The organism is Pseudomonas sp. GW821-FHT09C08 (genome assembly GCF_059418125.1).
In genome coordinates, this window is record NZ_JBWKPG010000004.1 from 77,714 (window position 1) to 88,992 (window position 11,279).

Below are 11,279 nucleotides of genomic sequence, written 5' to 3' on the forward strand. Positions count from 1 at the left end.
GCGGCCTACTTTTCCGCCATCACCTTTGCGGAGCGACCTCGATGCAGGCAGTGGATTTCAACTCGGACATGGGCGAAGGCTTCGGCCCCTGGACCATCGGCGATGGCGTCGACGCGCAGCTGATGGCCTATATCAGCTCGGCCAACATCGCCACCGGCTTCCACGCCGGCGACCCCGGCACCATGCGTCGCACCGTCGAGCGCGCCAAGCAACTGGGGGTGGCCATCGGTGCACATCCAGGGTTTCGCGACCTGGTCGGCTTCGGGCGCCGGCATATCAACGCTCCGGCCCAGGAACTGGTCGACGACATCCTCTACCAGCTCGGCGCCCTGCGCGAAATCGCCCGCGCCCAAGGCGTGACCCTGCAACATATCAAGCCCCACGGCGCGCTCTACATGCATTTGGCCCGCGACGAAGAAGCCGCGCGGCTGCTGGTGCAGAACCTGCAGATCATCGAACCGACACTGCTGTTGTACTGCATGCCCAACTCGGTGATCTGGCGCGTGGCCAAGGAACTCGGGCAACCGGTGGTGCGCGAGTTCTACGCCGACCGTGAGTACGATCTGAGCGGCTCCATCGTGTTTACCCGCACAGTGCGCGCGCTGGATCCTGCCACCGTAGCGGCGCGGGTCCTACGTGCCTGTCAGACCGGGTTGGTGCGCACGGTGGAAGGCGAAGACCTGTTTATCGAATTCGATTCCATCTGCCTGCACAGCGACACCCCCGGCGCCCTGGAATTGGTGGAAGCCACCCGCGAAGCCCTCGACCAGGCAGGAATCGTGGTGGCCAATGGGCTGCCTGCGGCCAACGGGGCTTGATGTGGTGAGCGGGCTTCCTGTGGCAAGCGGACTTTATGTGGTGAGCAGAATTCCTGTGGTGAGCGCGCTTCTTGTGGTGAGCGGGCTTGCCCCGCGTTGGGGCGCGTAGCGGCCCTAAAATCAGACGGCCGAGTTCTACCTGGAAGTACACAGGGGGCTTACTGGGGCTGCTGCGCAGCCCAACGCGGGGCAAGCCCGCTCACCACAGGAAGCCTGCTAGGCACAGGAAGCTTGCTAGCCAAAGGAAGCCCGCTTACCTCACAAAGGTTGCTTGCCACAGAAATCCCATAGGCCGCAAAAAGACCGCTCAGCACAATAAATCCAATCACTCCTATCCATTTTTTGCCTGCCTTTCTATAACGATTCCAAGAGGAACAGACATGGCTCAAACACCCCCCATCCGCTACAGCTTCGGCGGTGATGAACACCTGTTTGCCGAGGTCAGCGAGAGCATGTCGCTGGAGGCCTTTTTCACGGGCATGGCCGTGACCCGGGCCGTGGAGCGCCTGGCCCTGGAAGGCGTGCTGGATGTGTGCCTGGCCAACGCGTCGTTCCAGATTCGCTTCGACCCCGACCGCATCGCGCCACACGTGCTGCTCGACGCGGTGCAGACCGCCGAAGCCCAGGCCGTGGCCGAACGCACCCTGCATACGCGCATCATCGAAATCCCGGTGCTCTACAACGACCCCTGGACCCATGAAACGCTGATGCGTTTTCGCGACCGCCACCAGGACCCCAGTGCGACCGACCTGGAATACGCCGCGCGCATCAATGGCCTGGCCGATGTCGACGCGTTTATCGCCGCCCACAGTGGCGCGCCGTGGTTTGTGTCGATGGTCGGCTTTGTCGCGGGCCTGCCGTTCATGTTCCAGATGGTCGAGCGCGAGCGGCAGTTGCAGGTGCCCAAGTACCTGCGCCCGCGTACCGACACCCCCAAGTTGACCCTCGGCCATGGCGGCTGCTTCGGCTGCATCTACTCGGTGCGCGGGGCCGGCGGTTACCAGATGTTCGGCGTGACCCCGGCGCCGATCTACGACCCGGCGCAGCAATTGGCCTACCTCAAGGAACACATGGTGTTCTTCCGGCCCGGTGACATCGTGCAATTCAAACCCATCGACCGCGACGCCTACGACCAGGCCGTTGCCGAAGTGGACGCAGGACGTTTCGACCTGCGCATCCGTACGGTGGAATTTTCCCTCGATGCGTTTCTCGCCGACCCCATCGGCTACCCGAAAACCCTGCAGGAGGCGCTGGCATGATCAAGGTCCTCAAACCCGGCCTCGCCACCTCCGTGCAAGACCTTGGCCGCGAAGGCTATTACCACCTGGGCATTCCGCCCTCGGGGGCGTTGGACCAGTACGCCTTGAGCGCGGCCAACCACCTGGTGGGCAATCCCATTGGCGCAGCGGGCCTGGAATGCACGTTGATTGGCCCCGAGCTGGCGTTTCAACAGGACGCCCTGGTAGCCCTCAGCGGCGCGTTGATGTCACCGCGCCTGGACGGTGAAGTGGTGCACCAGGACACCGCCTTCCACGTGCGTGCCGGGCAGGTGCTGCGCTTCGAGTTTCCCAAGGCGGGCGCGCGCACTTATCTTGCGGTCGCCGGTGGCATCGACGTGCCTTTGGTGCTCGGCAGTCGTTCCACTTACACCCTCGGTGCGCTCGGTGGTTTTCACGGGCGACGCTTGCAGGCGGGGGATGAACTGCCCATCGGTACCGCCAGCGGACAGGGGCGCGCGGGCGACAGCCTGCCGATGGCGCTGCGCCGGTCGGTCGGTGGCGATGTAACGTTGCGCGTGGTGCCGGGGCTGTACTACGAGCGCTTGACGGCCGGTGCGAAGAGCAGCTTTTTTGCCGAACCCTGGACCGTCGGCTCCGAGGCCGACCGCATCGGCTATCGCTTCAAGGGCGGCAGCGCGCTGAGCTTCCAGCCACGCGAGCAGCCGTTCGGCGCGGGCTCGGATCCGTCGAATATCGTCGACAGTTGCTACCCCATCGGTTCGATCCAGGTACCGGCCGGGCTGGAGCCGATCGTGCTGCATCGGGACGCGGTGTCGGGCGGCGGCTACGCGATGATTGGCACGGTGATCAGTGCCGACCTGGACCTGATCGGGCAGATGCAGCCGAACCAGCGCGCGGGGTTTGTGGCGGTGACGCTGGAAGAGGCGCTGGAGGCGCGGCGGGTGTACAAAAAACGCCTGAAAATAATGGGCGGGTTATTCAGTAGCTGAAAACCCGTAGAGCCACTGTAGAGCGGGCTTGCTCACGCCTGCGGTGTGTCAGTCGCCAGGTGTCCTGACTGACAGACGGCTTTCGCGAGCAAGCCCGTTCCCTCACGGTTAAACGGTGCTGTGTCAGAACAATTGGGTGAACAGCCAGTAGAGGCTGCCTGACAGCAGAATCGCCGCCGGCAGCGTCAGCACCCACGCCATCAGCAGATTGCGGATGGTCTTCATCTGCAAGCCACCGCCATTGGCCACCATGGTCCCCGCCACGCCCGACGACAACACATGGGTGGTCGACACCGGCAAGCCATACATATCCGCCGCGCCGATGGTCAGCATGGCCACCATTTCGGCCGATGCGCCCTGGGCATAAGTCAGGTGGGTCTTGCCGATCTTCTCGCCGACGGTCACCACGATGCGTTTCCAGCCGACCATGGTCCCGAGGCCCAAGGCGATGGCCACGGCGATCTTCACCCACAGCGGGATAAAGCGCGTGGAGTTGTCGATCTGATCCTTGAACAGCTTGAGCTTGCCCTGGGTGTCGGCGTCGAAATGGCCGACCTTGCCCTTGTCCATCAGGCGAATGGTTTCGCTGGTCAGGTACATGTCGTTACGCACGTTGCCTACGGCTTCGGCGGGGACTTTGGCCAGCGAGCCGTAGCCTTTGACTTCATCACCGATCTGGCCGGCGAGGGCGGCAAGCGCCGGTACCAGTTCCGGCGTGGCTTCCTTGGTGCGCACATAGGTCGACAGGATCGGCCGCGGGTCGCCCGTCAGCGCCTGCGGTGCGCTTTTCACCAGGGCCACCTGGGTCACTTCAGCCACGGCGGCGAACTGCAGCGATTGCTCGGCCGGCATGGTGCGGTTCAGCGCGTAGGCCATCGGCAGGGTGCCCACCAGGATCAGCATGATCAGGCCCATGCCCTTCTGGCCATCGTTGGAACCGTGGGCAAACGACACGCCGGTGCAAGTGGCGATCAGCATGCCGCGAATCCACCACGGCGGCGGGGTGTCGCCCTTGGGCGCCTTGTACAGCGCGCGGTTTTTGACAAACGCGCGCAGGGCCAGCAACAGCAGGGCGGCGAAGGCGAAGCCGATCAATGGCGACAGCAGCAGCGCATAGCCGATCTTGATCGCCTGGCTCCAATCCACCCCGCTGGTGCCGTCACGCCCGTGCATCAGCGCATTGGCCACGCCGACGCCGATGATCGAACCAATCAGCGTGTGCGAAGAAGACGCCGGCAACCCCAGCCACCAGGTGCCGAGGTTCCACAGGATCGCAGCGATCAGCAGGGCGAAGATCATCGCGAAACCGGCCGAGGAACCGACCTGCAAAATCAGCTCGACCGGCAGCAGGGCAATGATGCCGAATGCCACGGCACCGCTGGAAAGCAGCACCCCGAGGAAGTTGAAAAAACCCGACCACACCACCGCAAAATGCGGCGGCAGCGAGTTGGTGTAGATCACCGTCGCGACCGCGTTGGCGGTGTCGTGGAAGCCGTTGACGAACTCGAAACCCAGGGCGATCAATAGCGCCACGCCCAGCAGCAGGAACGGCGTCCAGGTGGTGACCACCGCGCCCATTTCGTGCATGTCGTGCATCAGGCTGTAGGCGGTGAACAACAGGCCCATGGCGAGCACGGCGAAGAAAATGATCACCGTCACCAGGCCGGGTTTCTTGTCCAGCCTGGGTTTGGGCTCGCTGTGCGAGGAGCGGGTGGAGGCAGTCAGGGAAGGGGTGGCCATGCCGGAGCATCCAGTGTGGGGAGGATGGCATCCATATTCATTGCAGAATGTTACAGAGATACTGCGGCAGGTCAGTGTTTAATCAATCGACCATGCCGCCGGTCTATAACTCCCCCCTGATAGGCGCCGGCAAGCCGGCTCCCACCGTCGAGGGCATTTCAGTAATCCTTGCGCTTGCGAAAGGCCCAGCGCCCGGCAATCAAGGTGAACGTCGCCACCAACGCCACCAGGATCCAGAAGCCTTCCGGGTCCTGGGAAAGCGGTACACCGCCCACGTTCATGCCGAAGAAGCCGGCAATGATATTGATCGGCAGCGCCAGCACCGTCACCACGGTGAGGGTGAACAGCGTGCGGTTGCTTTGCTCGTTGAGGTTGGCGGCGATTTCTTCCTGTAACAACTTGATCCGCTCACCGAGGGCCATCAGGTCATTGATGATCAGCGCAAACTCCTCGGTGGATTTGCGCAGCTCCTTCACGTCTTCCTTCTGCAGCCATTGCGGCGGGCGGTTGAGCAGGCGCAGCAGCGAGCCGGGTTCCAGCGCGAGCAGGCGTTGCAGGCGCACCAGCACCCGGCGTGCCGCCCCCAGTTCCGCCCGGTTGGTGGACAGGCGCGAGGACAGCAGCTGGTCTTCGATATGGTCGACGCTGATGCTGGTCTTGCGCACGATCTGGGTCAGGACTTCGCCCTGGTCGCGCAGCAGGTGCACCAGCAGCTCCAGCGGCGAGCGAAAGGTTTCACCGGCTTTCACCGACGAGCGCAGCTTGTCCACCGAGTGCAGCGGTTGCAGGCGCGCGCTGATCAGCAAGCGGCTGCGCGCGCACACCCACAGCGTGGAAATATCCGACGAGACCATGCTGCTGAAGTTGAACACCACGTCGTTGACCACCGCGAGCAAGGCCGAGTCGACATGTTCGATGCGCGTGGAGCGCGAGCCTTCATGCAGGGCCTCAAAAAATTCCTCGGGCAAATCCAGGTGCGCCTGCATCCAGCGCTCGCACGCGGCGTGGGCCAGGTTCAGGTGCAGCCACAGAAATTCTTCGGGGTCGCCGGGTTGCTGCAAGGCCTGCAGGGCGGTGGCCGAGTCAATCTGCTCAGCCTTTTCACCAGGGCGAAAACGGAAACCGTAAAGCAAGCCGAACAGGTCGGAATCCTGATGGCTGTAGTCGAGGCTGTGGTTCATGGAGGCTCGCAGAGAAAGCGCCTGTAGGACGTTTCACAGGTTCGCGTGAGCGATCATTGCAAGGGAATTTGACAGTTTTGTGACCGTTCGCGACTTATTGCGTTGCGATGACACTTTATTGACCGCCTGTCAGCAACCGTTCAAGAAGCCTCTCTCACCAGGCATCAAGAACCGCTGCTGACAGGGACGCTTTGGCCCCTGATCAGGGGGTGGGCAGGCTGAACGTGAACACGGTGCCGTGCTCGGCGTTGGTCGACACGTTCAGCTCGCCGCCATGCGCTTCGGCGATCTGCTTGACGATATACAACCCCAGACCCAGGCCGGCCTGGGGGGTATCGGTGGTCGGACGCGAATAGGGCTGGAACAACCGGGGCAAGGCTTGCGCACTGATCTGCCCGGGGTTCTTGACGGTCAGGTTGAAATGGCCTTGCTCGATCTTTGCCGTGACCTCCACCGGTCCCTCGTGGCTGCCATGGTGAATGGCATTGGCCACCAGGTTGGAGAGCAGCTGCGCGAGGCGATCGCGGTCGCCACTCACGCCTTGCAGGTCGTCGATATTCGCCTGGATCACGCGCTGCGGGTGCACGCTCTGCACTTCCGACACCACATGCTGCAGCGCCTCCTGCAGACCCTGGCAATCGCCGATGTTCAACGGAATGCCATTGCCCAGGCGGCCACGGGCGAAGTCCAGCACGTCTTCGACCAACTGCGCGGCGCGGCGGCCGCTGGTGAGGATATGTCGCAGCAACGTGTCCGTGGCCGGATCCGGGTGCTTGCGCAGCAGCCGTTCAGCAGCGAAGTTGATCGCGAACAGCGGGTTGCGCAGATCATGACCAAGCACGGCGATGAATTGCTCACGCAGTTCGGCGGTATCGCGTTCTTCCTGCAATTGCGCGTGGGTGAACTGCGCGGCTTCTTCAGCTTCGATTTGCAGCGACAGCACCCGGGCGAATGACTCCATGGTCGACTGGATCGTGCTGCTGCGCAGCTCTGCAGGGTTAGGGTCGAGGGCGCAGATGGTGCCGAAGAAGTGCCCGTCTGTGCGAAACACCGGCACTGAGATGTAGCTTTCGAAGTGGTACAGGCGCGGCGTGTGGTGGTCGTGGTAGAGCGGGTCTTCGCTGGCTTTGTCGATGACCACGGACACGTGGGAGCCGCGAATCTCGTGGCAAATCGTGGTCGTCAGGTCCAATTCGCCGCCGACGCCAAGGCCGAAGTCCAACTGATCGAGCACGGCGCACGCGGTCCAGGTGTCATCGGTCACCCGCGCGACCGCTGCGAAGCGCAGGCCGGTCATGTCGCTGATGACTTTGAGCATCGCGGGGACGGCACTGATGCGGCCAATGGTGGCGATGTCGGCGGCTTTTTGCCCCATGCAGCAATCTCTATCCCAACGTGCTGAGCGTTATGCCCCGGCCAATGGGTGGGATTTTAGCGACCTTATGCCATATGGGTGTAATTTCATTCGCAAAATCGAGGATTTTCTTACGCCCGCTGACGCGCGGACATAAAAAAACCGCGCCACCCGGAGGTGGCGCGGTTGCTTGAGGGGGCGACTCAAGTGTCTTGCTTGTTTTCCAGCACGGCGCCGGTCTTGGCGTCGAGCTTCACTTCAAAGCGTTTGCCGGCGGTATCGGTCAGGTCGACCTCGTAGACCAGCACGCCGTTTTTGTGATCCAGCTCGGTGTCGGTGATGCTGGCACCGGCGTGGGTGGCCACGGCAGCGGCGTTGAGTTTGTCGAACGGCATCACGGCGCCGGACTTGACCAGGCCTTCAATGTGATCCGGGCGAACATCGGCCTGGGCCAGGCCGGCAGTCAGGGTCAGGGCGGTGGCGGCGAACAGTGCGGTGAGGGTTTTCATGGTGTGTGTCCTTCTTCGGTGAGCTGTTTAAGTGGGATCAGGTTATCCAGCGCAACTTAATTCACGCTTAATTATTTCAAGCGGTTGCGCAGTTTGTTCAATCTGCCAAGGGCGCGGGATTTCATGCTGAGGGCTCACTTAAAGGGAGACTCGGATGAAACGGTTGGTCAGTTGGCTTTATGCGCCTGTCTTTTTTGCAGGGTTTATCGGGTGGGCACTTGCGTACGTGCAGGCCAGGCAACCGCAAGGGTTGCTGCTGGTGTTTGCAAGCGCGGTGGCGGTGTCATTTCTGGTCGAGCAATGGCTGCCCTATGAGCGGCAATGGAACCGCAGCCTGGGTGATCGTCGACGCGACACCTTGCATGCGCTGGTCAATGAAAGCCTGAATGCCGCGGGGTTGCTGATCCTGCCCGGACTGACCGCGCTGTTGGCGTTCGAAGGCCTCTGGCCACGAGGCTGGCCGCTGTGGGAGCAATTGTTGCTGGCCATTGTCGTGGCCGACGCCGGGATTACCTTGATGCATTACGCCAGCCACCGTGTTGCGCCGTTGTGGCGCCTGCATGCGGTGCATCACAGCGTGCAGCGGCTCTATGGCTTCAATGGCTTGATGAAGCACCCCTTGCACCAGATGCTCGAAGCGACGGCAGGCCTGCTGCCGCTGATCCTTTTGGGCATACCGCTGGACGTAGCGCAGTTGCTGGCATTGGCCATCGCTGTTCAGTTGTTGCTGCAGCACTCCAATGTGGCCATGCGCCTGGGGCCGTTGCGCTGGGTGTTCGCCTGGGCGCCGGTGCATCGGTTTCACCACATGAAATACGGGCGTGCGGGGGATGTGAATTTCGGGCTGTTTTTCAATCTGTGGGATTGGCTGCTGGGCACTGCGTTTTTTCGCCCGCGCTATCGCATGGGGCCGGGGGACCTGGGGATTGGCAGTCGGCCGGATTTTCCGCGGGATTATGTGGCGCAGTTGTGTGACCCGTTCGCGGCGGTGAAGTCGGGCAAGGAGCCGCCGTTGCCGCAGGATTTACGTTAGGAACTGCACCTCCAGCTGGCGCAGGGACGCCCCGGCGGTGACGCCGAACAATTGCTTCATGGTCCGCGAGAAATGCGCCGAATCGGCAAAGCCCGCGCCGTGGGCGGCCTCGGTCAGCGTGCCGCCCGCGAGGGCCAGTTGCAGGGCCACACGCAACCGTCGCCACAGCACCAGGCGGCGCACCGGCACACCGAGCTGATCGCTGAACAGGCGCTCCAGTTGGCTGAGTGAAAGGTGCGCCGCCTCGGCCAGGGCCAGGGCCGACACTTTGCCGCCCAGATGTTGATCGAGGCTGGCGAGTGCGCGCTCGATGCGTGGATCGTCGAGGCGCCGCCGGGGCAACTGGTGCAGCGTCTCGATAAACCCTGCGCCGCCCAGAAGCAGGGCCTGCAGGGGCTCGGCTGCAAAGACGATGGGTTCGGCATACAGCACCTGCACCTCACCCTCGGTCTGCATGATGGCGTGGCGGTGTCGCGAAGGAATGAACAGGCGATCGGCCGTGATCACGCGGCCTTCAAGGCTGACCGTGATGGGCCGGCCTGGGGAGAACATCAATTGATGGGCGTAGTGCGCATGGGGCGCGGTGCGCCCCAGCTCGCCGTGGATCAGGCCGTAATCACGGCCCAACCACAGGCGACCCGACCATTCGGGCTTCACTCAGTACTTATAGTCGTTCAGCAGGTCCTGCACGCTGGACGACGGCCAGCGCTTGTAGAACTTCAGCAGTTCGGCGGCGCGGTTGGTGAAGATGCCGTCGACACCGGCCTTCATCACCTTGTCGAAATCCACCGGCTCATCGACGGTATAGACGTGCACCAGCAGGCCTTTGGCGTGGGTCAGTTGGTTCATTTCCGGCTTCACCAGGTCGGTGTAGCTCTGGTCGCCATGGGCGGTCAGCTCGGCCGAAGGGCCGGTGCCGATGGCGCCGAGGCTCTTGGCTTCGTCGACCCATTTTTCGAACTCGGCGGCGTCTTTCGGCTCTTGCTTGGCGTAGTAGGCGGCCTTTGTGGTTTCGCCGGACTCAGCGAAGGTCTGTGTCGATTTCGGCTCGATGCTGCCAGGGCCGACCCACAGCAGCAGGATCTTCGGCGTGTTCGGCATTTCTTTCTGCAGTTCTTTCAGGCTGGCCGTCTCGAAGGTTTGCAGGACCACGCGCCCCTTGCCCTGGCCGACACCGGTGTTGCTCTTGCCCAGCTTGGAGCCGGCGGAGCTCAGCCAGCCTTTATCCAGCAACTTGTTTTTCAGGTCGGCTTCGATGCCCGGGAATTGCTTGGGCTCCTTGGTCTCGATGTACAGGCCGGGTTTGTGCTGCGGGTTGCCTTCGGCGATCTTGATGATGTCGTCCAGGCTCTGGATTTTCAGGCCGACGAAGCCCGGACGTGCGCGGTCGGGGTAGGCGGCGTTGAACCAGCTGCCGGCGTCGAGGGTTTGCAGTTCTTTCCAGGTGAATTCGTTGGCCGGGGCGTCCTTGCGCTCGGGGAACTTGGTGGCCACGTCGGTGGTGCGCTGCAGGTTGTTGTCGTGGAGGGCGAACAGTACGCCGTCCTTGCTGCGCTGCAGGTCCATTTCCAGGTAGTCGGCACCCAGGTCGCGGGCGACCTTGTAGGCGGCGGCGGTGGATTCCGGGGCATCGTAGGACGCGCCACGGTGAGCGATCACGGCAGGGTAGGGAATGCCTTCGTTTGTCGCCAATTCAGCCGGGCTGATCGGATCGGCAGCCTGTGCCTGGCCGAGGCCAAGCGCCAGGGCGAGCAGCAGGGCGCTCTTGGAAAACGTGACAGGCATATGCGAAGTCCTTTCGTGGAGGTAGCTTTGAGAAGGCCTCCTTTTTAACAATTGATTGCGAAAGGCGCTATCACCAAACCGACATTAACGTGCGCACCCGCCAATTTTCTCGGTTTTTTTGCCGTGCATTGCAGTACTCTTGCCCGAAGCTGCTCCGTTAGAGGGCAGTACTTTCTGCCACGCGTGTAAACCATCTTTCCAGTCCCTGTGGGACTTTTCAGTGAGGTTTACCATGCGCATCACTTCCGAGCTTATCTGCCAGGCCGCCGACCAACTTCGTGGTTTTGTCGGCCTCAACCGCAAGACCGGCCAGTACATCGTGCGTTTCAGCGAAGATGCCTTCGGCATGGACGTGGCTGATGACGGCATCATTCCCACCGCCGAATTCGTCTGGCTGCCCGCCGCCGAGCAGACCATGACCCTGTCGCGCGAACGAATCCAACTGCTGCTCGACCAGAACATCGACGACCGCATCAACATCACCGAGCCATTGCGGGCGTACATGCGCCGGGTGGAGATTCCGCAGATCAGTGCGTTGCGTAGCCTGGTGAGCTAGGTCGACAGGTTTTCAGTCTTATGAAGAGCAACATGTGGGAGCTGTGCCTGGCACAGGATCAAGGCCTACCACT

General features: G+C 62.4%; 11 protein-coding genes. 5 read left to right on the top strand and 6 right to left on the bottom strand.

Going from position 1 to position 11,279, the window contains the following annotated elements; all coding sequences use genetic code 11:
- Positions 1-41: 41 nt before the first annotated feature.
- The 3 genes from AC07OJ_RS14990 to AC07OJ_RS15000 all read left to right on the top strand — a co-directional run bounded on the left by AC07OJ_RS14990 (position 42) and on the right by AC07OJ_RS15000 (position 3,048).
- Entirely contained in the window at positions 42-818 is a 777-nt protein-coding gene (locus AC07OJ_RS14990) for a 5-oxoprolinase subunit PxpA (RefSeq protein WP_120449624.1), read from the top strand.
- Between the two features lie 380 nt (positions 819-1,198).
- Positions 1,199-2,077, top strand: coding sequence for a 5-oxoprolinase subunit B family protein (locus AC07OJ_RS14995; protein ID WP_065909136.1), 879 nt, complete (start codon positions 1,199-1,201; stop codon positions 2,075-2,077).
- A complete protein-coding gene (locus AC07OJ_RS15000) occupies positions 2,074-3,048 on the top strand; it encodes a 5-oxoprolinase subunit C family protein (protein ID WP_495094734.1) in 975 nt (324 codons plus the stop codon). The genes AC07OJ_RS14995 and AC07OJ_RS15000 overlap by 4 nt, the downstream gene beginning before the upstream one ends.
- Before the next feature lie 123 nt (positions 3,049-3,171).
- Here AC07OJ_RS15000 and AC07OJ_RS15005 read toward each other — a convergent pair whose 3' ends face one another.
- The 4 genes from AC07OJ_RS15005 to AC07OJ_RS15020 all read right to left on the bottom strand — a co-directional run bounded on the left by AC07OJ_RS15005 (position 3,172) and on the right by AC07OJ_RS15020 (position 7,832).
- Entirely contained in the window at positions 3,172-4,788 is a 1,617-nt protein-coding gene (locus tag AC07OJ_RS15005) for an inorganic phosphate transporter (RefSeq protein ID WP_495094735.1), read from the bottom strand.
- 158 nt (positions 4,789-4,946) lie between these two features.
- Positions 4,947-5,969, bottom strand: a complete 1,023-nt coding sequence (locus tag AC07OJ_RS15010; RefSeq protein ID WP_065909143.1) for a transporter — start codon at positions 5,967-5,969, stop codon at positions 4,947-4,949.
- A 202-nt stretch (positions 5,970-6,171) separates the two neighbouring features.
- A complete protein-coding gene (locus AC07OJ_RS15015; protein ID WP_495094736.1) occupies positions 6,172-7,344 on the bottom strand; it encodes a GAF domain-containing sensor histidine kinase in 1,173 nt (390 codons plus the stop codon).
- 182 nt (positions 7,345-7,526) lie between these two features.
- A complete protein-coding gene (locus AC07OJ_RS15020; protein WP_106802813.1) occupies positions 7,527-7,832 on the bottom strand; it encodes a PepSY domain-containing protein in 306 nt (101 codons plus the stop codon).
- 154 nt (positions 7,833-7,986) lie between these two features.
- Here AC07OJ_RS15020 and AC07OJ_RS15025 point away from each other — a divergent pair, with 154 nt between their 5' ends.
- A complete protein-coding gene (locus AC07OJ_RS15025; RefSeq protein WP_495094737.1) occupies positions 7,987-8,865 on the top strand; it encodes a sterol desaturase family protein in 879 nt (292 codons plus the stop codon).
- Here AC07OJ_RS15025 and AC07OJ_RS15030 read toward each other — a convergent pair.
- Together AC07OJ_RS15030 and AC07OJ_RS15035 are read right to left on the bottom strand one after the other, a co-directional pair.
- The gene (locus tag AC07OJ_RS15030; protein WP_495094738.1) at positions 8,857-9,522 is read right to left on the bottom strand and encodes a helix-turn-helix domain-containing protein; all 666 of its coding nucleotides are present in this window, start codon (positions 9,520-9,522) and stop codon (positions 8,857-8,859) included. The genes AC07OJ_RS15025 and AC07OJ_RS15030 overlap by 9 nt on opposite strands.
- Complete coding sequence (locus AC07OJ_RS15035) at positions 9,523-10,650, bottom strand: glycerophosphodiester phosphodiesterase family protein (RefSeq protein ID WP_495094739.1); 1,128 nt, start codon at positions 10,648-10,650, stop codon at positions 9,523-9,525. It lies immediately after the preceding gene.
- A 232-nt stretch (positions 10,651-10,882) separates the two neighbouring features.
- Between AC07OJ_RS15035 and AC07OJ_RS15040 the strand changes: the two genes are divergently transcribed.
- Complete coding sequence (locus tag AC07OJ_RS15040) at positions 10,883-11,206, top strand: DUF2025 family protein (RefSeq protein ID WP_201145755.1); 324 nt, start codon at positions 10,883-10,885, stop codon at positions 11,204-11,206.
- Positions 11,207-11,279: the final 73 nt, after the last annotated feature.

Bases quoted from the DNA above. Each gene is read 5' to 3' on its own strand.
- AC07OJ_RS15015 (WP_495094736.1), bottom strand. From the start codon at position 7,344: ATGGGGCAAAAAGCCGCCGACATCGCCACCATTGGCCGCATCAGTGCC.
- AC07OJ_RS14995 (WP_065909136.1), top strand. From the start codon at position 1,199: ATGGCTCAAACACCCCCCATCCGCTACAGCTTCGGCGGTGATGAACAC.
- AC07OJ_RS15000 (WP_495094734.1), top strand. From the start codon at position 2,074: ATGATCAAGGTCCTCAAACCCGGCCTCGCCACCTCCGTGCAAGACCTT.
- AC07OJ_RS15025 (WP_495094737.1), top strand. From the start codon at position 7,987: ATGAAACGGTTGGTCAGTTGGCTTTATGCGCCTGTCTTTTTTGCAGGG.
- AC07OJ_RS15020 (WP_106802813.1), bottom strand. From the start codon at position 7,832: ATGAAAACCCTCACCGCACTGTTCGCCGCCACCGCCCTGACCCTGACT.
- AC07OJ_RS15010 (WP_065909143.1), bottom strand. From the start codon at position 5,969: ATGAACCACAGCCTCGACTACAGCCATCAGGATTCCGACCTGTTCGGC.
- AC07OJ_RS15040 (WP_201145755.1), top strand. From the start codon at position 10,883: ATGCGCATCACTTCCGAGCTTATCTGCCAGGCCGCCGACCAACTTCGT.
- AC07OJ_RS15035 (WP_495094739.1), bottom strand. From the start codon at position 10,650: ATGCCTGTCACGTTTTCCAAGAGCGCCCTGCTGCTCGCCCTGGCGCTT.
- AC07OJ_RS14990 (WP_120449624.1), top strand. From the start codon at position 42: ATGCAGGCAGTGGATTTCAACTCGGACATGGGCGAAGGCTTCGGCCCC.
- AC07OJ_RS15005 (WP_495094735.1), bottom strand. From the start codon at position 4,788: ATGGCCACCCCTTCCCTGACTGCCTCCACCCGCTCCTCGCACAGCGAG.